This window comes from Nostoc sp. ATCC 53789 (genome assembly GCF_009873495.1).
Lineage (GTDB): Bacteria > Cyanobacteriota > Cyanobacteriia > Cyanobacteriales > Nostocaceae > Nostoc > Nostoc muscorum_A.
Map to the genome: position 1 here is coordinate 6,405,191 of NZ_CP046703.1, position 23,712 is coordinate 6,428,902.

Sequence of the window (23,712 nt, forward strand, 5' to 3'; positions counted from 1 at the left end):
AATCCAGGATTTTTATCTATATTAAGTTGCTACTCATCACTCTCAAAATCTCTCTCTTCTAATCCCAGCCAAAAGAGTAATACTTTTTCAACTTCAACTAGTTGTTCTAGTGTTAAGTCTCCCAACTTTCGGAGTAACTTTGCATGTGGAATTGTAATAATATTTTGTACGTCAAACACTCCTGTTCGGAGAAAGTTTACCTTTAACGCCACCTCAAATCTTGAACCGCGTGAGCTAGTCGTATGAGGAATTAGGGTTGCTAGCGCTCGATCTTGCTCTAGTGCAGGAATACTGATAATTAAGCATGGTCTGACTTTTGCTGTGTAGCCAAGATCGACAAGCCAAACTTCTCCACGATTAGGGCTACTCATCAGAAGCTTCTTGCCGATCTAACTCCAAAAAAATTTCTTCTGCATTCCAAACCAAATCTTCATTAGACAAACATGGAAAGTCCAAATGTCTTACCCTTTTTAAAATCTCCAGAGCTATTTCCAGTCTCTCTGACTCTGGCAAACGATCAAAGGTGCTTAATAATTCTTCAACTGGAGCAGTCATGACTCTCTTCATTAGACACTCCAGTAGCATAGCACGACCCTATATAAACGTTCTGTGAGATGAGATTGCTCTATAGACGGTGCGTTGTGCCAGACTCATTTGCATACAGCAAATACATGGCTGTTTTATATTTTTAGACAATAAAAATCAGTCAAGGGAAGACCTAGCTTCCGCGATCTGAAAAGGTCAGACCTCTTGACTGCTATTCATATTGTATCAGCTACTTTATAGGCTAGCTTGGCAAAAGCGCTAAGAAAACTTTGCATCTTAGCGCCTTTGTATGAGATATCTTTTCTAACTTCTATACCATCTCAGACGAAGCCTGCATCATCTGCTGCGGCTGCGGTTGGAACATAAACAACGAGTAAACCACATCTCGGCGGATGTTGACCATCATATCCAAGAAGAGTTCGTAACCCTCGCTCTTATACTCAATTAGCGGGTCTTTTTGACCGTAACCACGTAACCCCACTGATTCGCGTAAGGCATCCATTTGTTGCAGGTGTTCCCGCCACAGGGTATCAATGCGTTGCAAAATAAAGAAACGTTCAGCTTGGCGCATCAGTCCGGGTTGAACTTGGTCAATTTGGGCTTCTTTGAGGTCGTAAGCAATTCGCACCTGTTCGTGGAGGAAAGCTTTAATCTCGCCGACTGTCATATCTTCTAATTGATTTGGCTGCAAGTCTGCTAGTAGATAGACGAATTCTTTGACTTTCTCAACCAACTTTTCTAACTCCCACTCTTCGGAGGGTAAGTCTATGTTGATGTAGTAATCAACGATGTCATCCATCGTTTTTTCAGCGTACTTGATGACCTGTTCTTTCAAATCTTGACCTTCTAACACCCGACGGCGTTCAGCGTAAATAGCACGACGTTGATTATTCATCACCTCGTCATACTCAAATACCTGCTTACGGATGTCGTAGTAGTAGGTTTCGACTTTTTTCTGTGCGCCTTCCAAACTGCGGGTAAGCATCCCAGATTCGATGGGCATATCTTCTTCCACTTGGAAAGCATTCATTAACCCAGCAACGCGATCGCCACCAAAAATCCGCAGTAGGTTATCCTCTAAGCTGAGGAAAAATCTCGTGGTTCCAGGGTCGCCTTGTCTTCCTGCACGTCCGCGCAACTGGTTATCAATCCGCCGCGATTCGTGGCGTTCTGTACCAATTACGTGCAAACCACCGATTCCCACTACCTCATCATGTTCGCGGGTAGTAAATTGTTCGTATTCCTGCTTAACCCGGTTATAAGCTTCCCGCAATTTCAGAATCACAGGGTCGTCGATGGGAGCTTTTTCGGCAGCTACAGCTACCTTGTCTTCTGCTTCCAGTTCCGGTAAACTGCGATCGCCATACTCTCGGACTGCAATTTCTACTGCATCTTTGAGTAGTTTCTCTGTTTCTTTTGTTAACTGGGTGGGGAAAATTTCTGGTGAAGCCCGCCAAGTTTTGACTTTTTTACCAGGGACAAAGCCTTGACCACCACCGTGTCCTGTAGGCAATCCGGCTGGTCTTTGAACGCCAAAGCTATCTTCATCTTCTGGCATGACGATGCGGGGCATGAAGTATTCCCGCAGCTTCAAACGTGCCATATATTCGGAGTTACCACCCAAGATTATGTCTGTACCTCTACCAGCCATGTTAGTAGCAATGGTGACAGCACCTTTGCGTCCAGCTTGGGCGACGATTTCCGCTTCACGCTCGACGTTCTCCGGTCTGGCGTTGAGTAATTCATGGGGAACCTCTAGCTGTTTCAGCAGCCGACTGAGAAGTTCGGATTTTTCTACACTAGTGGTTCCCACTAACACTGGTCTGCCCAGTTCGTGCATTTCGGCACATTCTTTGGCGATCGCACCCCACTTACCTGCTTCTGTCTTAAAGACCATATCAGACAAGTCTTCGCGTCTTCTGTCACGGTTGGTAGGAATTACCGCAACTTCCAGTTTGTAAATTTTTTCAAATTCTGGTTCTTCCGTTTTTGCTGTTCCGGTCATTCCACCGAGTTTTGGATACAGCAAGAACATATTTTGATAAGTAATTGTCGCTAGAGTTTGAGTTTCTGGCTGAATCTCTTCGTGTTCTTTGGCTTCAATAGCTTGGTGTAGTCCATCACTCCAACGCCGTCCAGGTAATACCCGACCAGTAAATTCATCTACAATTACTACTTCCCCATTGCGGACGATGTAATTTACATCCTTCAGGAAAAGTTCTTTAGCTTTAATCGCATTGAAAACGAAGTGTGCCCAAGGATCTTCCGGGTCAAATAAATCTGTGACTCCCAAAAGATTTTCGGCTTCCGCAAAGCCTTCATCTGTCAATAGCACGTTACGAGCTTTTTCATCTACATCATAATGCTCGTCTTTTTTGAGTGTGAATGCTATTTCAGCAGCTTGCAGATACTTTTCTGTAGGTCTTTCCACCTGCCCAGAAATAATCAGAGGTGTCCGCGCCTCATCAATTAAAATCGAGTCTACCTCGTCAATTACGCAATAATTGAACGGACGTTGCACCACATCTGCCATTGATGTCGCCATGTTATCCCGCAGGTAGTCAAAGCCGACTTCGCTGTTGGTGACATAAGTGATATCGCAATCGTAGTTTTTCTGGCGTTCACTGGGAGTCATGCTTGACTGGATTAGCCCCACACTCAACCCCAAGAACCGATGCACCTGTCCCATCCATTCAGCATCCCGACGAGCCAGGTAATCGTTCACGGTAATGACGTGTACACCTTTACCAGTCAAGGCATTTAAATAACTTGGTAAGGTTGCTACGAGCGTTTTACCCTCACCAGTTTTCATTTCGGCAATTTGCCCTACGTGCAAAATGATACCGCCAAGGAGTTGGACATCAAAGTGCCGCAAGCCTAACACTCGCCGTCCTGCTTCCCGAACAACGGCGTAAGCTTCTGGCAAAAGGTCATCCAGGGCTTCACCTTTGGCGAGTCGTTGTTTAAATTCGACGGTTTTACCTTTTAGCTCCTCATCGGAAAGAACCTTAATTTCTTCCTCTAAAAGGTTAATTTCAGTAACAGAAGGTTGGTATTTTTTAAGCTTACGAGCGTTGGGGTCGCCCAACAAAAGTTTTAGCATGGCAGATTATAGAACTGAATCAAGGGGGATGGGGATTAAAGGTTCGGCATTGATTATAAACATTTAACCCAACCCAACCGTCTTGGTTGTGGATGGGTGTCAAATGAGAATTACCTCAAAAACAGGAGAAAAACTAGCCAATCATTTAGTAAACTGATTGGTTTTAACTCTTATCTTATATTTAGTCTTTCTTCATAGTATCATTTTGCCCCCAGATGGGGCCAGAGAGGGAGTGGGGGAAGTGTGGGAGGTGTGGGAGGTGTGGGAGGATGGGGAAGAAGTCTTACCCCCCACACTCCCCACAGTATTGTGAGAAATCCGGGCTAACTCCTGTAGAGACACGATTAATCGCGTCTCTACTCCTCACTTCCATTCTGCTGTCAGGCGGCGGAAATTGTAGTCGCTAGCGCTGGGATGACAGCTGACACAGCTGCCAAGCTGCACGGGACGTGGTAACTTAACTCCTGGATGTAAAGCTTTGAAATAACGTGAGTTACTGAGGCGATAAGGTGTTTCTTCGTCGTCTCGCTGCACACGCGAGAAAGTTGAAAGATATTTCCACACCAAAATGCGCGGCGGATCGACCAAAGGCTTTAGTTGTGCGCCGTAGTGCTGCGAGTCTTGCAGGAGATTTTTCCAAGTTTGGGTGGGTAAAACGGCTGGTGGTAAGGCAATGTGGCAGGTGGAGCAGTTTTCCAAATACAGTTCTTGCCCCAGTTGGTACTGTGCAGGTACTACGTCAACAGTGCCAATTTCGACGGGGGGAGTAGCGCTGTGAGCGTTAGTTGCCAAGGCTAGAAGCCAACCCATAGCTAGGCTCCACGTTACAATTACCAGAAGTAAACCGAAAAATTGGCGTTTGAATTCACGTTCGGCACTTTGCTGTAACCCTTGGCGTTGGTGTAGCCCGCCGTAGGCATCGCTTCGGGCGGAGCGTAGCTCATCGCGGTTTTTGCGCTTAACAAAAATTGACATTCCTCACATTCCCAGATATTTAGAAGTGGCGCTTGTGCTAATCATAAGACTTACGCAGTATTGACAGTGTTTCAAATTTTGTATAAGTAGTTTTAGTAATGGCAAGTAGCTCTGCGTTTATACATCTCTTAAGATTAATCACAGTGGCACACCACTGACTATGTAACGAAAAATATCTTGGCGGTTTTAACCTGACTCAATAGAAAAATCAGCCAAAATATCTTAGATTTTATTTGCGCTAATATCTTCTCGATCCGACCTGGAATAAATCGTCAATAGCAAAATACTTGTAGTTTCTGCATCAATCCTGCTTCATAACTCACTCATTTGTTTTCTATCTTATTTTGTAGGAAATCCTAACATTTGAAATCCAAGCAAGAGAAGGGAATTTAAGTCTATCCCTTCTTTTAATAAAGGGTTGCATTGGATTTCAGGTTCTGTTAGTAGTATTTCAAGAGAAAACAATTAGACCAAGATTGAGAAACAACCCTTATTTACCTTTTTTACCTTAAGGAATAGAAACCGATCGCAATAATCGCTCAACAACAGTTCTAGCGTTGCGTCCTCCTCTAGGAATAAGGCGATGGCAAAGAACGTGAGGAACGAGAAACTTCACATCATCGGGAATAGCATAATCACGCCCTAATAGAAAAGCAAGCGCTTGGGCAGCCCGTTGTAATGCTAATGTGCCACGCGGACTGACACCAAGAGCAATTTCTTCATCTTGGCGTGTTGCCCGTACCAATTCGAGGATGTACTGTTGCAAGGAAGTTGTTACTTTTACTTGAGAGCAGATGTAACGCAATTCCTGTACTTCTGCCAAGGTAATACAAGGCTGCAAATCAGCAACCTTCACACCATTTTGGAGATTTTGCAGCATAAGGAGTTCTTCTGCCTCCGAAGGATAGCCCAAACTTAGCGACAACATGAACCGATCCATTTGCGCTTCCGGCAGGGGAAAAGTACCTTGATACTCGATCGGGTTTTGAGTAGCGATGACAAAGAAGGGCTGGGGAACTGGACGAGAGACACCATCGACTGTTACCTGATGTTCTTCCATAACTTCCAGCAAAGCTGACTGAGTGCGAGGTGTAGCGCGGTTAATTTCGTCAGCTAAGAGAATATTGGTAAAGACTGGCCCAGGAAGAAAAGTAAATTCGCCGCTTTTTGGGTTCCAGATGTTAGTGCCAGTAATATCAGTTGGCAGTAAATCAGGGGTACATTGTAGGCGTTGAAACTTACCATCCAGTGAACGAGCTAGAGATTTAGCGAGTAGGGTTTTACCAACACCAGGAACATCTTCTAGCAGGGCATGACCACCACCTAGCAAGGCTACTAGCACTAAGCGTATTGCCTCAGCTTTGCCAACAATGGTAAGAGCCAGATTTTGTGTTAAAGCGTCAATTTTTTCTCTCATGCAGCGGGGGGAGTGGGGAATGGGGAATTGGGCATTGGGAATTGGGAAGATGAATTAATAACCCATGCCCCATGCCCTATCTATTGTTCCCACTCAGCACTCAAAATTTCTTTAGCAACAACACAATCGAGTTGAATTTGTGTTTTTAAGGCTTCTAGAGAAGCAAATTTTTGTTCAGGGCGCAAAAATTTAACTAGTTCCACAGCCAGTTTTTTGCCATACAAATCACCAGACCAATCGAATAAATGTACTTCCGCAGATGAATAAGTACCATTTACAGTTGGGCGGTTGCCGATGTTCATTACGCCCAAGCTTTCACTAGAAGCAGCATCTGATGTTTCACTAAGAGTAAAAACACGGACAGCGTAAACTCCTTGGCGGGGCAAAAACTTTTCTTTTGGTAGTTGGAGATTGGCGGTGGGAAAGCCAATTGTTCTACCCAATTGTTGACCTTGAACTACAACACCAAAGAGAGTATAGGGGCGACCTAGTAGTAAATTTGCGTTTTCGATGTCGCCTTGCTCAAGGGTTTGGCGGATCAATGAAGTGCTAATGCGGGCATCTTGGGTTGGATTAGTACTGAGGCAACTACTTTGGGTGGGCGAGTCACCTGTATAAGTTTGTAAGGGAACGATGGTAACGGGGATATTGTGTTTGGCGGCGATTAATTGCAAATCTTTAGCAGTGCCACTGCGTTTTTCGCCAAAACAAAAATCCTGCCCGATGCTAATTCGCTGGCATTGCAGTTGCTGGACGAGAATTTTTTGGACGAATTCTTCGGGTGTCAAAGCAGATAATTCTTTGTCAAAGGGTAGTAATACTAGTTGTTCTACCCCAAGCGATCGCAATTGTTGGACTTTTTCATCCAGTGGCGTTAACAAAGTCCGGGGTTGCCCCGTGAAAAACTCCTGTGGATGGGGGTCAAAGGTGACAACTGTTGAGTAGGTATATTCTTGATTTGTTAGTTGTTGATTTTCCTTTGACTGGGGACTACTGGCTACTGACAAGCGATCGCTAGGGTGCAAGACTGGTTGAATTACCCTTTGATGACCAAGATGAACACCATCAAACTTGCCAAGGGCAACAGCAGTCGGCGTTAGCAGCCCTTCGCTAGAAGAAGCAACCCACACAGAACACCCATTTTGAGACAAATTTAGCACGTGGATTCTGAGATTTTAGGTTTATTTTAGCTATCAGCATGAAGCTACCTTATGGTAAACCGCCGACAGGAGGACAGCTTTTCTAGTACCAACTTGTCTTTTGTCATTTGTCTTTTGTCATTTGTCTTTTGTAAATAACCAATGACTAATAACCAATACTTCTCTACGAGAGGCTCCGCCAATGGCTTTTCTACGAGACGCACTCGCATTCGCGGTAGTTGAATCTCGACTTCTCCTAACGGAGACGCTACGCGAACGCTCGATTTCCGCGCAGTCGAAACTCTGTACAAGTGACCAATGACCAATGACTGCTGAAAGCTTCTGATCACCAATCTAATCTAAAATCTCCAATTCCTGCGATCGCAATCTTTAAGTAGAAAACTTACTAACAGGAAAAGATTCTGATAAGGCTACTGAAGTAGGAATCTGAAGTACCATTCCTTCCCGTGCCATAATAGCACCGGGAAATTTCTCAGAGGCTTGTTGCCCTACACAATCCAAAAAATCGTCATTGTGGGCGGGGTCGTGGTGATAAATTACCAAAGTTTTGACGTTAGCAGCTTGTGCCACTTTCACCGCTTCTTGCCAGGTAGAATGTCCCCAGCCAATTTTTGGGGTTTTTGGGGAGTGGTATTCTTCATCTGTGTAGGTGGAATCGTAAACCAGAATATCAGCATTACGAGCTAGCCACAGCACATTGTCATCGAGTCGGTCAGGAAAATGTTCGGTATCAGTAATATAAGCAGCAGCACCACCACGCCAGTTGACACGGTATCCTACGGCTTCTCCTGGATGGTTTAAAGGTGCTGTTTCTACGGTAACGTCATCGATGTGGATTGGTTGCCCCGGTCGAATGTCGTAGAACTTTAAATTGGCTTGCATAATCTGCAAGGGTACGGGAAAGTTCGGGTGTAACATTTGATCGTTGAGGCGCTGCTCTATGGTCGAGCCATCAGGTGCGATCGCGCCGTAGATATGAAAGTCATTTCCCTTGACAAATCCTGGGGTAAAGAAGGGAAAACCCTGCATGTGATCCCAGTGAGAGTGAGTAAAAAATATGTGACCTTCTAACGGCATTTGGCGCAACCAAGATTGCCCTAAAACATGTAGTCCTGTGCCAGCATCGAAAACTAAGCGTTTATCGCCCGCTTGCATTGATATGCAAGGGGTATTACCGCCGTAGCGAACGGTGTGTGGCCCTGGACTGGGGATGCTGCCGCGAACGCCCCAAAATTGTACGGTAAATTGATTCTCTATCCTAGACATGGGTGTTGCTTGCTGGACTGAGCGGGCGATAACTGGAAAAATTACTACTTAAATTGTCTAAGTCTATGCTGTCTCACCGATTGTATTAAAGGGAAGATTTCTTGGTAAAACAGCATACCCTGTTTCTGGCTGATTGTGTAAATGTGGATGAAATACTCTCCGGGAGAATTTTCTAGCTTTTGGGGTGAATGTGTATCGGTTATTTCAAGAGTGCCCCTACGTTATAGCCTACATTTTTCTCTGATGCATTTAAATAACTCCAGTTTTATCCTGATATATCAAATGATTGAGGGAAAATTGAATTCCCAATCAGACAATTTTTCTAGTCCAGTTGCGTAAGTTAGATTGTATTGTAACGGGGTTATACTGATGTAGTTTTTACGTACAACCTGCACATCTGTCGGTACATTTTGAGGCAGATTTAATCCAGTTGGAGGTTCCACCTCCTCAACTACCTCTCCGGTTAACCAATAGTACGTTTTTCCACGAGGATCAACTCGTTTATCAAACACATCAATGTAACGCCGTACTCCTTGACGGGTAAGTGTCACTCCAGCAATTTCTTCCCACTTGACAGCAGGAATATTAACGTTGAGCAACATTAAATCTGGTAGAGGTTTTTGGGCTAACTGGTCTACGAGAACTTTGGCAAACTTAGCAGCAGGTTGAAAGTCTTTAGATGTGTGACTAATAAGACTTAGGGCCACGCTGGGAATACCTTCAATTAGACCTTCCATTGCCGCCGAAACCGTTCCAGAATACAAGATTTCAGTTCCCAAATTCGCACCTTGATTAATGCCAGAGAGAACCAAATCGGGAGGAGTATCTAGCAAAGCCCACAGCGCCAATTTGACGCAATCTGAAGGCGTACCATCGCAAGCCCAAGCTTTGATAGCAGGATGAAAAATCCCTTCAACAATTTCGGCGCGAATGGGTTGGTGTAAAGTTAATCCATGTCCAGTTGCCGATCGCTCTCGATCTGGGCAAACTACACTAACATCATGACCTGCTTCTGCCAAGTAGTTGGCTAGGGTACGAATCCCCAAAGCAGAAACGCCGTCGTCGTTGCTAATTAGTAATTTCATAGTCATTAGTCATTGGTCATTGGTCATTAGTCATTGGTCATTAGTTATTAGTTATTTGTTATTAGCCATTTGTCAATGTCTGAGGTCACAAGCAGCAAAAAAATATTTATACTCACTAGACAGTGTGGCGGAATTTTGCCTACCTTTAAGACAAGTTGCTCAATCCTCAAGTCTGGTTAAGTAAGATGTTACCTGGATTTACGTGCCTGCTAGACTAGCCCAATCGTCTATAACTGATAAACAGAGATTTGGTTTCAACCCTCACCTTTAGCTGATGTTAATGGTATGACTGTAAGTTTATTTATCGACCGATTCACAGCTTTTGACTATAGACTAATGACTAATGACCAATGACTAATAACTAATGACTAGCAATTTAGAAGCTCAACTTTTAGCACTGCGGCAAGAAGGAGAAAAAGCGATCGCAGCCGCCGACACCCTAGAACGTCTGGAGGAACTCAGAGTTAACTATCTGGGTAAGAAAGGGGAACTGGGGGCGCTGTTGCGAAGTATGGGGCAAATGAGTGCAGAGGAACGGCCAAAAATTGGAGCGATCGCCAATACAGTCAAAGAATCCCTGCAAACTAGTCTAGACCAGCAACGTGCTGCCTTAGAATCCGCACAAATTCAGCTACAGCTAGAGGCGGAAACTCTGGATGTAACTATGCCGGGAATTTATAGCCCCCAAGGTCGCATTCATCCCCTCAACGGCATTATCGACCGGGCACTGGATATCTTTGTCGGTATGGGCTACACCGTAGCTCAAGGGCCAGAAATGGAAACAGATTATTATAATTTCGAGGCTCTCAACACCCCGCCAGATCACCCCGCCCGTGATATGCAGGATACCTTCTACCTGCCAGACGGGAATCTTTTACGCACTCATACTTCGTCAGTGCAAATTCGTTACATGGAAAGAGAAGAACCACCAATTAGGGTTGTGGCTCCAGGACGAGTTTATCGGCGAGATAATGTAGACGCGACGCACTCAGCAGTTTTCCATCAAATAGAACTTTTAGCCATTGATGAGGGGCTAACTTTTACAGACCTCAAAGGCACAATTAAAGTATTTTTACAAGCAATATTTGGCGATTTACCTATTCGCTTCCGCGCCAGTTATTTCCCGTTTACCGAACCCTCTGCTGAAGTAGATTTGCAGTGGAATGGTCGCTGGCTAGAGGTGATGGGCTGCGGTATGGTCGATCCAAATGTACTTAAGTCTGTGGGTTATGACCCAGAAGTTTATACAGGCTTTGCTGCGGGTTTTGGTGTAGAACGCTTTGCAATGGTGTTACACCAAATCGATGATATTCGTCGCTTGTATGCTAGCGATTTGCGGTTTTTGCAGCAATTTTAGGGGAGCGATCGCTTTAAATAATCAGGCGTTTACTAAATTTGCAAAAGTCAATTAGATGAAAATATAACCACAGATAAATACCCATGAATTATCTGTGGTTTTAAATAATAAATCGGGATTGATGAATTTAATAAACTATCAATACGTAACTTCTATTGAAGTGATATGACTGCAATCATTGGCAAACATTTAAGGCTTGAGGAATACTTGAAATATGACGATGGCACGGATAGCCAGTATGAACTGGTAGCAGGTGAGTTAGTTGCAATACCACCCGAAAGCCCAAAAAATGTCCAGATATCTCTATTTTTGCTGGTAAATTTCCTCAAGTTTGTTCCAGTTAATCGGTTAAGTAACAAAGTTGAAATTGTTGTTGCTGGTTCTCGTGCTACAACTCGCATTCCTGACTTAGTTGTGCTGACGGATGAACTTGCAACAGCTTTAGAAGGTGCAACGCGATCTACAATCACCTTGGATATGCCACCTCCGGCTTTAGTTGTCGAAGTTGTTTCTCCTGGCAAAGCTAACGAAGATCGGGACTATCGCTACAAACGTTCCGAGTATGCAGCCAGAGGAATTGCTGAATATTGGATTGTCGATCCACAAATGAACAGAGTTACAGTACTTATATTAGTTGACGGATTTTATGAAGAAACCAGATTTGCAGGAAACACTGCGATCGCTTCTACTATTTTCCCAGAGTTACAGCTAACCACAGAGCAAGTACTCAAAGCTGGAGAAAGCAATGTGGATGATTCCATTTATTAGTAAAAATTTAAAAGAAAGACATACGACCGGTAATTTATTTGCTATTTCCTATTTCCTAGTTCCTAGTTAAGCATTTTAATTAACTCTTATGGATAAAAAAATTAAAATGCAGAAAAGTTATAACTATTTAAACTCTAAAACATCAGCTACAGCTATTACTAGTTTAATCTTTCTGTTTAGTTTGCCATTTCTGATTTTATTAGCATTGCCAAGTATTATTTTCAGAGATGATTTTGTTGGAGTTTGGTTAGATAACCCAGGCGATTTTCCTTTTAGTTTTTCTATGGCATTATTTGTTGCTCTATGTTGCAGTACAGCGACTATTGTAGCTTTTAGTGATAAGCGTGAGGACTTTTGTTTTTCCGCAATTATTATTGCTGCACTTCTAGGTTGCATTCTTAATTTAATAATTCTACCTATTAATACTAATAGCATTATTATATTTTTATATTTACTGACTGCTTTTCTGTTTATATCTCCAATAATTCTAATTATAACTTTGACGATTGATAGTATTTTAACAAAAGCAAATTCACCGAGGAACCCATTTAAAGTCACATCTAAATTAATATATACAGATATATTTATTATAATTAATCTACTTTGTAGCTTTTTACTAATATTACCTATTGGTTGTATTTATATATCTTGTACAATCCAAAATCAAAAAAAACATCGCAACCAGCATATTTTAAAAAATATACTTCCATTATTGATAGTAATTTTAATTTCTTACTGTATAGCTTGTACTACAAAATTAACTCCAGGATTAATTATACCAATTGAATATAGAAATTATCTAGGTTTTAGAGAGTATAACTCTTATTACAAACAAGCAATTACTCAATTGAATGAGTGCAAACAACTCAAAAATCATATCGGTCATATACAAACACAGGGGTTTGCAGAAGGTAGACACTATCAGCAAACTGATTTTTCTGCTGGAGGAGAAGCTGGTCGTTTTGTTCTTGAGTTAGTTGGAGATCGGGGGACTGCTTTTGTTAACGGATGTTATGGTGATTGTCTAGGACAACCCGAAGAGTTAGCAGTAAGAGTTTATACAAAATCTACCATTAAAAACTTGACTTTTTCTCAAATTTGCCCATAAGTTTAATGTCAACGAAGTTAAAACCTAGCAAAGTATAGCGACTTGGGTTTGTATCTTAATCATCAAGCCCAGATTAATGAATACATTGAGCGAAACCGAATACCTGATAAGTTAATACATCCATCTGTAATTAAAAATATTAAGGTGGTTGGTGAATCACACTAACCACCATTTTGAAACTTTATCTAATTATTCCTGAATGACCTGGAATATCTGCCAAAGGTTCAAATCTACCGCCTAAGTATTTGGCGAGAAACTCTTCTGCGATCGCAAAAAAGTGCAACCGATTTTCTGGTCTAGCAAAACCATGTCCTTCATCTGTGTAAAGTACATATTGCACTGGCAAACCAGCCTGTTGCATTGCGTTGACAATTTGATCGCTTTCTGATTGTTTCACTCGTGGATCGTTTGCACCTTGACCGATAAGTAAAGGTTTTTGAATCCGGTCAGCAAAGAATAAAGGCGATCGCGATTTCAGAAATTCCTCTTCTGTCTCCAAGTTACCGACACGATGAGAAAGCATTGCCTTCAATGGTTCCCAATAAGGCGGTATAGTTTCTATCAGAGTAATCAGGCTACTCGGCCCGACAATATCGACACCAGCCGCAAATACTTCTGGTGTAAAAGTTAATCCTACTAGAGTGGCGTAACCTCCATAAGAACCGCCCATAATCGCAATCTTTTGCGGATCGGAAATGCCTTGTTCCACCAGCCAGTTAACACTGTCAATCAAGTCATCGTGCATTTTACCAGCCCATTCCCGATTCCCAGCATTCAAAAATGCTTTACCGTAGCCAGTGGAACCGCGAAAGTTCACTTGCAGAACGGCATAACCCCGGTTAGCTAGCCATTGCGCTGTGGGAGAGAAACCCCAAACATCCCGCGCCCAAGGGCCGCCATGAACCAGCAGTACTGTTGGGAGATTCTGCGTAGGTATTCCCACAGGGGTTGTCAAGTAACTGTGGATAGTTAAGCCATCCCGCGCTTCGTAAGAAATTGGTTGCATTGAAGCTAACTGCAACGCTTCGAGTTTGGGTTGGTTGCTAAAAAGGAAAGTGCTAGTTTTGGACTCTCGGTTGTAGGCATAGTAGTAAACTGGCCCATTGTCAGTTCTATAAGCTACTAGCCAGGTTTTATCTTCCAAGTCGCGGCTAATTATGGAGAATTCTCCGGGACGCACCTTAGCGATTTCTTCAAAATCAGTGGCGATGCTGCGATCGATTACCTGCCATTCTTGTTTATCTTTATAAAAAGAAACTGCTTGAATAACTCGCGTCAGTGGTTGAATGATTATCCCCACGACATCATACTGCTCATCTTCAGCAATGACGGTTTCTTGACGAGTGTCTAGGTCAACAGCTAGCAGACGTTTGGCGTTAGCATCGTGATTCCCTTGAATATAAAGGGTTTTGCCATCATCTGAGAAGCTAACAGAATTCCCTTCTTCTTCTGCTCCCCAATGACGGAGAATTTCCCACTGTTTATCTGATTTCTGCAATAAGAGGTCGTAACCACCATCGCGTGTACTAGCTGTCGCTGCACGTATTTGAAAATCAGCGTCGGATGTCCAACTGATAATGTTACCGGGGTTATCAGTGTCGAACTCAACCGCACCATTTTTGAGGTTGATGCGGTAAACGTCAAACTTTTGGGGATTGTTTAAGTTCAAAGCTACCAGCACTTGATCTGGAAATTTAGGTTCCAGTTCCACGAGTTCTGCTTTTACACCCTGGAATGGCGTTAAGTCACGCACAATCTTGGAGTGAATATTAACCAAGTGGAGATGAAAGTTCTCGTCGCCATCCGAGTCTTGCATATAAATCAACTGGTCGGCGTTATAAGTCCAGAAGAAAATGCGGATACCGCGCTTTTTGTCGGCAGTTAGTATCTGGTCGTCTTCTTGCCCTATAGTTCGCAACCATACCTGCAAGACATTTTTCTCATCAGGGGCAATATATGCCAAGTACTTGCCATCAGGAGAGAGTTGTGGGCTAGTTTTTTCGGGATTCCCAAACAGGATTTCGCGCGGAATCAACGGTGGTAGCGAGGGCGCTTGAGCAGATGACATATTTTTATCCTCTACTTGACTACCTTATTGTCACTTGGTGGTGAAAATGACAATTCATCCAATAGGATGAACCTAGTACCGCAAGGCGGAAGTCAAAAGTCAAAGTCTTTTATACTCGGCGATGAGTCTTTTATACTCGTGAACGAGTCTTTTATACTCGGCGATGAGTTTTTGATACTTGTGAACGAGCCTTTGATACTCGGCGATGAGTCTTTGATACTCGTGAACGAGTCTTTTATACTCGGCGATGAGTCTTTGATACTTGTGAACGAGCCTTTGATACTCGGCGACGAGTCTTTGATACTCGGCGATGAGTTTTTGATACTTGTGAACGAGCCTTTGATACTCGGCGATGAGTCTTTGATACTCGTGAACGAGTCTTTTATACTCGGCGATGAGTCTTTGATACTTGTGAACGAGCCTTTGATACTCGGCGACGAGTCTTTGATACTCGGCGATGAGTCTTTGATACTCGGCGACGAGTCTTTGATACTCGTGAACGAGTCTTTTATACTCATTGACGGCAATTGTCGCAATGTCCGCAATGCAGGTTAGCTGCTTCTTTGTCAAAACCAAAGGCATTTAACAAAAACTGCCAACGACACTGCTTAGTTGTTAGGTATTGCTGCATTTGTTTAGCAGCGTGTAATTGGGTTGGTGGCTGATTTCCCGCTTTTTGCCCAATGGTGTAATGGAAAGGATCGAGCCAGTTTAGCTGACCGTTGCTATGGAGTAAAGCCAGTGCTGTCGCACCTTCAGGAAATTGTCGGGTTACAGTATTCACTTCTCCCTGTTTTGGTAATTTTTTCACAAATTGCTGCGCTATTTGTTGTTGCGATCGCATTTGTTCTTGAAAAAACTCCTGTCTTTGCTTATCTCCTGAATCTAACCACCCCGTAGGTTCACTCACCAACGTTAACGCCTCTGCCGGTTTTCCATCCCTTCCAGCACGGCCAATTTCTTGCACATATTCAGATAGCAGATGCGGCGCGTGAAAATGTGCTACCCAGCGAACATCACTTTTATTTATCCCCATACCAAACGCACAGGTACACACAACAAAAGGGATTTTGCCACTTAACCAGCTTGCTTCTACTTCACGGCGTTCTGTTGCACCCAATCCCGCATGATAGCTAGCTGTAGCAAAACCCATCTCTGCCAACCATTCAGCTAAATCTTCGCTATCTCTCCGAGTGCGAACATAAACTAACCCCGATTGTTGCGGTCTATTTTGAATAAACTTTAATAATTGTTGTTTCCTACCTCTTGGTGTCCAAGCGATGCGAACGCTGGGATGCAAGTTCGGACGGTAAGGATTCAAGCGGAAAATCTCTGGTTGCTGTAATTGTAAAACTGTTTGAATAATTTTTTGGGCTGAGGGGTCAGCAGTCGCAGTAAAAGCGGCAATGCTAATTTTTGTTCCTGGTGGTTTTGATTTGAGCAATGCCGGACGCACCGCCCCTAATCTGCGATAAGCTGGGCGAAAAGTATCACCCCACTGCACTAAACAATGAGCTTCATCTAAAATCAAGCCATTAATTTGCAATTGCGGGTGACATAATCTTTCCCACACTGGCGCACTGAGCAAAGTTTCGGGCGATAAATAAAGTAATCTTAGTTGTTGACGTTCCAAAGCTTGCAGAGTTGCACGGCGTTGAGATGAAGACAATTCACTATGCAAAAGTGCTGCTTTTTGGTGGCTTTCTCGTAGTTCCTGAACTTGGTTTTCCATCAACGCCACCAAAGGCGAAACTACCAAGGTTAATCCTGTTTGTAGCAGTGCGGGAAGTTGAAAACAAATTGACTTTCCGCCACCTGTGGGCATAATAATCAGCGCATCTTTTTGTGATAATAAACTGCTGACAATTTCTCCCTGTGGTGGACGAAAATCTTCATAACCCCAGATTTGTTTGAAAGCAGCGCGAACTTCTTGCCAAGATTTTGTTGTAGGTTGATTCATAATCAATAACTATATGCACCCATATCATTGAATGCTGAATATAGCCTCTGTTATGCAGCTAATGGTTCAGTAATTTCATCATCTTAACTGAACTGTATTGAGGTATAAAGCGGGTTTCTCCTGACTCCTGAACTATTCCTTAAATCTCTACTGATAATCCTGGATTAAAGTAATTATTTGGTTCATCTGGATAACCACGCGGATTACAAATAACGCGAGTCAAACCGATTTGATAATCTAATTGAGTGTGAATGTGGCCATGAATCCATAATAATGCTCCAGACTCCTCAACTAAAGTATCAAGATTTGAAGCATAAGCAGCACTTAAAATATCTTCTTGATATTGGAAAGGTATAGACTTTGCACTAGGAGCATGATGACTGATAATTACATTTTTACCAGACAAGCCAAATAATGTATTTTTTAACCAATTAACTGATTTTTTACAAATTAGGGCTGTGTCAATAGTTCTTAACCTTGAGTATTGAGGACTTAATCTAATTTTCTTGTAATCGTTCATGACTTGACTAGCTTCTACACCTGCTATACGTGGCTCACCAAACAGTTTAAAATCAGTCCATAAAGTGCAACCTAAGAAATTTACACCCTCAATGGTAACTAAATCATTCTCTAGAACATGAACATTAGTTCCTAATGAATAATCTTTCAGCTTCTCAACAAGCCTTGGATAAGCACTTCCATAGTATTCATGATTACCTAATACATATATCACTGGTTTATTGGGAATGTTTTTAATTGCCCATTTAATTTCTCTTTCTCTTAAATCAATATCTCCAGCTAAGACAACAATATCAGTATTAATATCAGGAATATTAAAGGGTTGAAATTCAAGATGTAAATCACTTAATATGTGAATTTTCATGCTAATTCCATAATTGAAGCATTTTGAAATACTATATATAGCTGTATCGTATTTGTATTGTACTAAGTTAGTTTAATGCCCCTTAATAGAGCGATAAGTACTAGACCAAAAACATAGTTACAGTTTAATTATTAATCTACGAACAAAGATTCTAAGTCTCGATAACCACTGGCAACACGAGTAATACTAATTCCGTCTTCTCTTGGATAGTAAAATATAATGTAATCATCCACAAGAAAACCGCGCAGATTTGGTACAAACCTTCCATAACTTTTTCCCATATTGGGGAAACTCGCTACTAATTTACATTTAGAGCGAATGTCATCAAAAAGCTTACTAGCTGCTTTTGGGCTACTCCGAGCAATATATTCACAAATTTCATCTAAATCTTGAATTGCTGCATCTGAAAATGAATAATTACTCATTCAGCAGACTCCTCAGCAATTAGACGAATTTTTTCTTGTAATTTGGCGAATACAACTTCGCCGTCAGTTACTTGCCCCTTAGCAATTTGTTCAGTTCCTACAGCAATTTTTTGCCGTAATTCTTCAAGTCGCTGCTCTCTTTCTTGTAATAGTTTAAAGGCTTCATTGATAACATCATCTGCATTAGTAAATCTACCACTTGCAAGCTGTGCCTGAATAAATTGCTCTAGTTCTGGTTTAATTTGGATGTACATATTTTCTAGCTCTATATAATAGATATTCTTATCTAGATTTTAACAGCATTGCTTTCTCGATTGGTAACTAACCATCCCACAAATGCCGTAAGCGTTTAGGCGTAATAGCCTTTCCTCACGACGACTACCGATGTGGTAAACCGCAATTGTATTTTGTAATTGCTACCCATAACCATCGATATTTACCTTCCTCGTACCAAGGTGTTTCGTCAAGGTGGTTGTTAGGCACAAAAGATGCTCATGGACTTTATCGCTGTTATGGGTTTAAAAATTTGACATAACCAGAGAAAATTATGATGCGTTTAAATCCCAATGCTAATCGAGTTTGAGTAAAGCGGGAGCAAGCCAGTGCGTAGGCGTAGCCCGTCGTAGACATCGCTAACCCACATTGACAGTTAGATTACAATCTTAGGTATAGTTTCTCTGACTGGAGTTGTTCATCGGGTGATTCAATCCGATTCAATGACAAAGCATACCAGACAAGTATTACTTAGTGCGCTCAAGGTAGTTGTCTTATGCCTGACACTGTTCCTACTATGCACAAGCAATAGTTGGGCGCAAATCACTACTGACAGCAAAATTGCTCCTCTGATTGAGAAGCTGATAGATAACGATGCCCACATCAGAAGCCTTGCAGCAGATGCATTAGTTAATATCGGTTCGGCAGCAGTGCCGTCTCTGATTGAAGCTTTGAAAAATCAGGATATTAATCTTCGCTGGCACGCCGCTTCGGTTTTAGGAGATTTGGGTGCAGAAGCAGCACCAGCAGTTCCAGCCTTAAGTGCAGCATTACAGGATGAAGATGGACAAGTCCGCTTGTACGCCACCTTAGCTTTAGGAAATATTGGTACAGCAGCCAAAGCAGCAGTTCCATCGTTGATGGCGGCATTGCAAGACAAGGAGCAATTCGTTCGCATTTATGTTCCTTCTGCACTCAGAAAAATTGGTGTAGAAGCGAAAGTAGCTGTCCCAGTATTAACTGCTGCCTTAAAAGATAAGAACCCCACTGTACGTTACAATTCTGCTTACGCTTTGGGTGCAATGGGTACAGAAGCAGTATCTTCTGTCCCGAATTTAATTGCCCTGTTGAATGATAACCAGTTTTACGTGCGTTTAGGTGCTATCAAAGGTTTAGGAGGAATAGCGGCAGGCTTTCAGGACAAAGCAAATGCTTTACCTACCTCCAAGTTGCAGAAAGTCATCTCAGACTTTGAGCAGGTATTGGCAACTATACAAAAATACAAAGATAAATTCACAGAGACGGACATTAGGCTGATACGTCGCCCTCTCAATGCCCTGAAAGCAGAAAAAGAAACTCGCCTCTTTGATAGAGTTCTGGAATCGCTATTTGAGCATAAATTACTCTTGGGAATTGCCGCTTACCTTATCTTATTGCCTTCTATTTGGTTAATTCTCTTGCGGGTAGCCCCTTTATGGTTGTTGAAAATTAACAACGCCCTCAAACCCTACACAGATTTTTCTCTCCCATTTATCAGCGTTAATGTACCTCTGCGATATGTGCTATTTGTTGGCTGGTTTCATTACCATCCCAGAGTATTAGATGCGTGGGTAGCTAAATATATCAAAGCAGCCCGCGAACAATTCCCTAAAAAGGATACAGTTAGCAGTCGCGCCTGTTACATTCCCATTCCCGTTGTTCTGGATGGTACAACAGTTCCCCAACTGATGAATGAGAATCTGCGCTCAACTTTCGAGAAACAACGTAGCTGCCTAGTAATTGGTGGGGAAGGGGGTGTAGGTAAAACCAGTTTAGCATGTCGAATCGCTGGATGGGCAATGGCTGAGGATGAAGACCAACAACTCTGCAAACATTTGATGTTACCAGTGCTGTTAGAAGAAGAATTTCGGGTAACTGAAGGTAAGTCGCCGCTTTTAGAAGCTATCAGAGGACAGTTGCAAGCTTTAATTGATGAACCAGAGCCGATTTGTCAAGAATTACTGTTACGTTTGTTAAGAAAGAAACGCATTCTAGTGATTGTAGACCGGTTCTCAGAAATGAATGCGACTACACGAGAAGCAATTGAGCCGGAGTCGCCAGAGTTTCCGGTGAATGCGTTGGTGATTACTTCCCGAATTGAGGAAAAGCTGGGGCGGGTTAATAAAACGATAATTAAACCCTTGCGGATTGAGGCGAATAAACTATCGTCCTTTATGGAAGCTTATCTCATGCAGCGAGGTAAACGCGATCGCTTTACTGACCAAGAATTTTTTGACGCTTGTAATCGTCTTTCTCTGATGGTCGGTCAAAATAATATCACTGTCTTGCTGGCTAAACTTTATGCTGAACAGTTAATTGCTAGTAAAGACGTTACATCTAATATTTCTGCGTTGCCAGAAAATATTCCTAATTTGATGCTGGGTTATATCAATGAACTCAATCGTGATGTTACAGACGAGCAATTTGATGACCGCACTGTTCATCAAATTGCCAAAACCATCGCCTGGGAATGCTTGCAGCAAAGTTATCAACCAGGAACCGCCAAGCGTGCAGATGCGGTTGCTGCATTAGCAGCTTTGGGTATTGATGATCCGGAAGCACACCTCAATTATCTGGAAAAACGCCTGCACCTGATTCAAACTATCGGTTCTGCCAAAGACAGAATCCGTTTCTGTCTCGATCCTTTAGCTGAGTATCTTGCAGGTTGGTATTTAATAGAATTGTATGGCAATAACGATGGTAAATGGCGATCGCATTTTTTCAAAAAGGCGGACGATTTAGTTAAAACAGGCGCACCAGATGCCATCAAAGGCTTGTTGTTAGCAGTGCGAGATTGCTACTTATCTGAGGTTCAAGGTAGCAAAGAAACGGATTTTGTACCCCAGAAGTCGGGTAAACTGGCTGGGTTTACACCTTCAGTCAACACAGCAGCTACTACTGTGCAAACACGAATACCATAAACGGCATTTTCCAACTTACTTGAGTTTGGACTAATTGGCATTTAGCAGCAATGAATAGAAAGCAAGAAAAAGTTACCCAACTTCTTTTAGAGGCTGAGTTAAGTTGAATCGTTGAAAAAGAAGCAGAAACTAAGCAGCAGTTAGATCAGCGTTCTTAAGTGATTCTTCGGTTTTAGGTTTTTTAGATGCGTGTTTTTTGACAGTGGGATAACGCTTACGCGAAGGTGGCTGATGCCCTTGGGCACGCCCAGGTGATTTACCGCGAGTTTTCGGGGGTTGAGCAGGAGTGCCAATAGTGGCTAAAATTAGAGGAAAGGCTTGTGCTACGCGTCCTGGAGACAGTTTATCCTGAGTCGATTGCCAAGGCAAGGGGGAATCAATACAGGCAAGTCTAGCTAGCCATAATTGCCAAGTTAACAATGGCATCAGGTCACTCCATCGCTCTGCTGCCTGAGTAGAGCCAAGCTGAGGCTGTGTCCAATATAACCTCTGCTTGGCAAATCGATACCAATGTTCTAGAGCAAAGCGGCGGAGGTATTTTTGCCAGAGATCCTCTAATGGAGGCATTGTCTGACCCAACCAAGCTAGCCATAAGGGTTGGAACTTACGATTGCGTCCAACTGGTTGGATCACCTCGACGCGAATGATTTCCATTGCCCGGTTTGGAGATTGAAGAAAATGAAACCCACTCCAGCGCATGACTTTTACTCGACCAACTTGCGGGTCTTCAACTTCTAGAGTTTCAGTTACCTCTGCCCAAGTTTCCGAGTCATTGAACTTAAACTTATGACCATGTTTACACGGTGCGCCTCGTCCTTTGTAAGTACCGGGTGTACCCCATACGCATCGGTTAGAAGCTAAACGCAGCAACAGGTCTGCGTCAATCTTCTCCGTGGCTTGGACAAATTTGGCGTTGCCGTAGCCTCGGTCATAAGCAGCAAGCGGTCTTTTGCCTAACTCACGGGTTATTTGTTTAAGTTGGAATGCGGCTTTACTTGTTGGCGTTTCAAAGCTGGTGATCCGTTCGTGCTTTAACGGCAATGCCCAACTCCCATCCGCTTCTGGTATCCACGCTAACGTACTGTAACTTTGTCCGATGCCTATGCTTCCCCTGGAGTCCCCATGAAAAGTTCTTTCTTTTAGTGTCTTCGCTTCTGGTCTTGCCCAAAAGCTATGATCTCCTGCTAGAAATGGCTGTTCATCCGTCACTACCTCCTGTACCAGTAGCTTCATCAGTTTTCTTTTTGGTGGACGACTATCATGTAGTGCTGCATAAATGCTCGACCATTGCCGTCGAAATACTGGGCTTTGTGACAAGCTTACAAACGATGGGATACTCGGACTTGTTAATACTGCATCCATCAATTCAAATACTGCATCTTTGGCCTTTCCCAAACAATCGTAGATACCTTGGCGGAATTTTTCTAGTTGTGTCAGGATCATCACGTCAATGATTTATCGATTACTTTCATTGACTTTACGGCAGTCAGTGTTACTGCTGACTGCTTTTCTCTAGCTTTTTAGTCCAAACTCCAGAACTTATTTAAATTTCTCTGCATTCCCTTCTATTGCAGACTTTCGATGATTGTAATCACTCGATCGGCGCTCACTGCTGTTTGCTAAGAGCGCCGATGAGCGTGCTATTCGATAGACTATAACTAAATGAAAATTAGTGATTGTTCTGATTTTGAGAATGGAAAGGACAACCACCTGCTGTTAATTTTTGAAGAAAGACATTATTATCAAAATAATGTTCTAAAGACTCAATCTTCAAATCCCCAGTGATGCGAGCAATACTAACTCCTACGATTTCTATTGTTTCACCCGTGGGTGCATAGTCCTTATAGGAACCATTAAATGTTCCCCAATGTCGCCACTTAAAGGTAACATTAGGCGGTCCCGAAAGGACTTCTGTTAATTCCCAAAGAAAGCCATTAGGAAAGGCTGTATGAAAAACTTGAAATGAAGATTCAAAGGTTTCTGTTTCAGAGTCATATTGCTCAGTTTTACCCAAAAACAGGTTATAAGTACCTTCGGTTGCAACATCTTCAGCAGTGAATTTTTGTCCCCCATTGGTACTCATTTTAAACTTATCAGTAACAATCGAAAGCCACTGTTGAGGGTTAGATTTATTAGAAGCTTCCATCTCAAAAGTGCGGACTAAGTTTTGAGCGATCGCTTCTAAAGAACCTTCAGGATGTTGAAATTTACTCTCTTGATAAAGAAATTCATTGGTATAAGAATAATCCGGGCGTTTTCCTTCTCGCCATTGTACTTCTTCATCATGAGCAATGACTATATCTCTATCTTGTACCCAGAGTGGCAATTCTGTTGTTTTTTCGCTACTCATACAAGCTGACTGATTATAAACATCGTTTCTTAGAATAAAGTTTTATGCTTATCAAGTAAATCGAAAAA

The 23,712-nt window shown here is 42.6% G+C and carries 20 protein-coding genes; 4 read left to right on the forward strand and 16 right to left on the reverse strand.

Features of this window, described 5'->3' with window-relative positions; translation table 11 throughout:
- Window positions 1-29: 29 nt before the first annotated feature.
- The 8 genes from GJB62_RS26495 to surE form a co-directional block, all read right to left on the reverse strand.
- Window positions 30-371 (reverse strand): type II toxin-antitoxin system PemK/MazF family toxin, encoded by a 342-nt coding sequence (locus tag GJB62_RS26495; protein ID WP_114084780.1) that lies wholly within the window; start codon window positions 369-371, stop codon window positions 30-32.
- Window positions 364-555, reverse strand: coding sequence for a hypothetical protein (locus GJB62_RS26500; RefSeq protein ID WP_114084779.1), 192 nt, complete (start codon window positions 553-555; stop codon window positions 364-366). The genes GJB62_RS26495 and GJB62_RS26500 overlap by 8 nt, the downstream gene beginning before the upstream one ends.
- A 301-nt stretch (window positions 556-856) precedes the next feature.
- A complete protein-coding gene (gene secA / locus GJB62_RS26505; protein WP_114084778.1) occupies window positions 857-3,649 on the reverse strand; it encodes a preprotein translocase subunit SecA in 2,793 nt (930 codons plus the stop codon).
- Window positions 3,650-4,012: 363 nt separating this feature from the next.
- Complete coding sequence (locus tag GJB62_RS26510; protein WP_245246017.1) at window positions 4,013-4,624, reverse strand: diheme cytochrome c; 612 nt, start codon at window positions 4,622-4,624, stop codon at window positions 4,013-4,015.
- A 508-nt stretch (window positions 4,625-5,132) separates the two neighbouring features.
- Window positions 5,133-6,041, reverse strand: coding sequence for a MoxR family ATPase (locus GJB62_RS26515; RefSeq protein ID WP_114084777.1), 909 nt, complete (start codon window positions 6,039-6,041; stop codon window positions 5,133-5,135).
- An 80-nt stretch (window positions 6,042-6,121) separates the two neighbouring features.
- A complete protein-coding gene (locus GJB62_RS26520) occupies window positions 6,122-7,201 on the reverse strand; it encodes a bifunctional riboflavin kinase/FAD synthetase (RefSeq protein WP_114084776.1) in 1,080 nt (359 codons plus the stop codon).
- Between the two features lie 369 nt (window positions 7,202-7,570).
- Window positions 7,571-8,467, reverse strand: coding sequence for an MBL fold metallo-hydrolase (locus tag GJB62_RS26525; RefSeq protein WP_114084775.1), 897 nt, complete (start codon window positions 8,465-8,467; stop codon window positions 7,571-7,573).
- A gap of 278 nt (window positions 8,468-8,745) precedes the next feature.
- Window positions 8,746-9,552 (reverse strand): 5'/3'-nucleotidase SurE, encoded by an 807-nt coding sequence (surE, locus tag GJB62_RS26530; protein WP_114084774.1) that lies wholly within the window; start codon window positions 9,550-9,552, stop codon window positions 8,746-8,748.
- A 364-nt stretch (window positions 9,553-9,916) separates the two neighbouring features.
- Here surE and pheS point away from each other — a divergent pair, with 364 nt between their 5' ends.
- The 3 genes from pheS (at window position 9,917) to GJB62_RS26545 (ending at window position 12,785) form a co-directional block, all read left to right on the forward strand.
- A complete protein-coding gene (gene pheS / locus GJB62_RS26535; protein WP_114084772.1) occupies window positions 9,917-10,909 on the forward strand; it encodes a phenylalanine--tRNA ligase subunit alpha in 993 nt (330 codons plus the stop codon).
- 165 nt (window positions 10,910-11,074) lie between these two features.
- Window positions 11,075-11,677: a Uma2 family endonuclease gene (locus GJB62_RS26540; RefSeq protein WP_114084771.1), complete on the forward strand. Its 603-nt coding sequence runs from the start codon at window positions 11,075-11,077 to the stop codon at window positions 11,675-11,677.
- An 88-nt stretch (window positions 11,678-11,765) separates the two neighbouring features.
- The gene (locus GJB62_RS26545; RefSeq protein WP_114084770.1) at window positions 11,766-12,785 is read left to right on the forward strand and encodes a hypothetical protein; all 1,020 of its coding nucleotides are present in this window, start codon (window positions 11,766-11,768) and stop codon (window positions 12,783-12,785) included.
- 181 nt (window positions 12,786-12,966) lie between these two features.
- Here the strand turns inward: GJB62_RS26545 and GJB62_RS26550 are convergent, their stop codons facing one another.
- From GJB62_RS26550 to GJB62_RS26575, 6 genes are all read right to left on the reverse strand, one after another.
- Entirely contained in the window at window positions 12,967-14,853 is a 1,887-nt protein-coding gene (locus GJB62_RS26550) for a S9 family peptidase (protein WP_114084769.1), read from the reverse strand.
- Window positions 14,854-14,952: 99 nt separating this feature from the next.
- Window positions 14,953-15,435, reverse strand: coding sequence for a hypothetical protein (locus GJB62_RS26555; protein ID WP_159402587.1), 483 nt, complete (start codon window positions 15,433-15,435; stop codon window positions 14,953-14,955).
- Complete coding sequence (locus tag GJB62_RS26560) at window positions 15,368-16,813, reverse strand: ATP-dependent DNA helicase RecQ (RefSeq protein ID WP_114084768.1); 1,446 nt, start codon at window positions 16,811-16,813, stop codon at window positions 15,368-15,370. The genes GJB62_RS26555 and GJB62_RS26560 overlap by 68 nt, the downstream gene beginning before the upstream one ends.
- Window positions 16,814-16,952: 139 nt before the next feature.
- Complete coding sequence (locus tag GJB62_RS26565) at window positions 16,953-17,696, reverse strand: metallophosphoesterase (protein WP_114084767.1); 744 nt, start codon at window positions 17,694-17,696, stop codon at window positions 16,953-16,955.
- Window positions 17,697-17,827: 131 nt separating this feature from the next.
- Window positions 17,828-18,121, reverse strand: coding sequence for a type II toxin-antitoxin system RelE/ParE family toxin (locus tag GJB62_RS26570; protein WP_114084766.1), 294 nt, complete (start codon window positions 18,119-18,121; stop codon window positions 17,828-17,830).
- Window positions 18,118-18,375: a type II toxin-antitoxin system ParD family antitoxin gene (locus GJB62_RS26575; RefSeq protein WP_114084765.1), complete on the reverse strand. Its 258-nt coding sequence runs from the start codon at window positions 18,373-18,375 to the stop codon at window positions 18,118-18,120. Before GJB62_RS26575 ends, GJB62_RS26570 begins: the two co-directional genes overlap by 4 nt.
- Window positions 18,376-18,837: 462 nt before the next feature.
- Between GJB62_RS26575 and GJB62_RS26590 the strand changes: the two genes are divergently transcribed.
- Complete coding sequence (locus GJB62_RS26590) at window positions 18,838-21,294, forward strand: HEAT repeat domain-containing protein (protein WP_114084764.1); 2,457 nt, start codon at window positions 18,838-18,840, stop codon at window positions 21,292-21,294.
- A 129-nt stretch (window positions 21,295-21,423) separates the two neighbouring features.
- Here the strand turns inward: GJB62_RS26590 and GJB62_RS26595 are convergent, their stop codons facing one another.
- Window positions 21,424-22,737: an NF041680 family putative transposase gene (locus tag GJB62_RS26595; RefSeq protein WP_159402443.1), complete on the reverse strand. Its 1,314-nt coding sequence runs from the start codon at window positions 22,735-22,737 to the stop codon at window positions 21,424-21,426.
- A gap of 226 nt (window positions 22,738-22,963) precedes the next feature.
- A complete protein-coding gene (locus GJB62_RS26600) occupies window positions 22,964-23,644 on the reverse strand; it encodes a SnoaL-like polyketide cyclase (RefSeq protein ID WP_114085892.1) in 681 nt (226 codons plus the stop codon).
- Window positions 23,645-23,712 lie beyond the last annotated feature (68 nt).

What these genes read in the sequence shown, in the direction of transcription:
- GJB62_RS26495 (WP_114084780.1), bottom strand. Translation starts at nt 371, where the DNA reads ATGAGTAGCCCTAATCGTGGAGAAGTTTGGCTTGTCGATCTTGGCTAC.
- GJB62_RS26500 (WP_114084779.1), bottom strand. Translation starts at nt 555, where the DNA reads ATGACTGCTCCAGTTGAAGAATTATTAAGCACCTTTGATCGTTTGCCA.
- secA (WP_114084778.1), bottom strand. Translation starts at nt 3,649, where the DNA reads ATGCTAAAACTTTTGTTGGGCGACCCCAACGCTCGTAAGCTTAAAAAA.
- GJB62_RS26510 (WP_245246017.1), bottom strand. Translation starts at nt 4,624, where the DNA reads ATGTCAATTTTTGTTAAGCGCAAAAACCGCGATGAGCTACGCTCCGCC.
- GJB62_RS26515 (WP_114084777.1), bottom strand. Translation starts at nt 6,041, where the DNA reads ATGAGAGAAAAAATTGACGCTTTAACACAAAATCTGGCTCTTACCATT.
- GJB62_RS26525 (WP_114084775.1), bottom strand. Translation starts at nt 8,467, where the DNA reads ATGTCTAGGATAGAGAATCAATTTACCGTACAATTTTGGGGCGTTCGC.
- surE (WP_114084774.1), bottom strand. Translation starts at nt 9,552, where the DNA reads ATGAAATTACTAATTAGCAACGACGACGGCGTTTCTGCTTTGGGGATT.
- pheS (WP_114084772.1), top strand. Translation starts at nt 9,917, where the DNA reads ATGACTAGCAATTTAGAAGCTCAACTTTTAGCACTGCGGCAAGAAGGA.
- GJB62_RS26540 (WP_114084771.1), top strand. Translation starts at nt 11,075, where the DNA reads ATGACTGCAATCATTGGCAAACATTTAAGGCTTGAGGAATACTTGAAA.
- GJB62_RS26545 (WP_114084770.1), top strand. Translation starts at nt 11,766, where the DNA reads ATGGATAAAAAAATTAAAATGCAGAAAAGTTATAACTATTTAAACTCT.
- GJB62_RS26550 (WP_114084769.1), bottom strand. Translation starts at nt 14,853, where the DNA reads ATGTCATCTGCTCAAGCGCCCTCGCTACCACCGTTGATTCCGCGCGAA.
- GJB62_RS26555 (WP_159402587.1), bottom strand. Translation starts at nt 15,435, where the DNA reads ATGCCTTTGGTTTTGACAAAGAAGCAGCTAACCTGCATTGCGGACATT.
- GJB62_RS26560 (WP_114084768.1), bottom strand. Translation starts at nt 16,813, where the DNA reads ATGAATCAACCTACAACAAAATCTTGGCAAGAAGTTCGCGCTGCTTTC.
- GJB62_RS26565 (WP_114084767.1), bottom strand. Translation starts at nt 17,696, where the DNA reads ATGAAAATTCACATATTAAGTGATTTACATCTTGAATTTCAACCCTTT.
- GJB62_RS26570 (WP_114084766.1), bottom strand. Translation starts at nt 18,121, where the DNA reads ATGAGTAATTATTCATTTTCAGATGCAGCAATTCAAGATTTAGATGAA.
- GJB62_RS26575 (WP_114084765.1), bottom strand. Translation starts at nt 18,375, where the DNA reads ATGTACATCCAAATTAAACCAGAACTAGAGCAATTTATTCAGGCACAG.
- GJB62_RS26590 (WP_114084764.1), top strand. Translation starts at nt 18,838, where the DNA reads ATGACAAAGCATACCAGACAAGTATTACTTAGTGCGCTCAAGGTAGTT.
- GJB62_RS26595 (WP_159402443.1), bottom strand. Translation starts at nt 22,737, where the DNA reads ATGATCCTGACACAACTAGAAAAATTCCGCCAAGGTATCTACGATTGT.
- GJB62_RS26600 (WP_114085892.1), bottom strand. Translation starts at nt 23,644, where the DNA reads ATGAGTAGCGAAAAAACAACAGAATTGCCACTCTGGGTACAAGATAGA.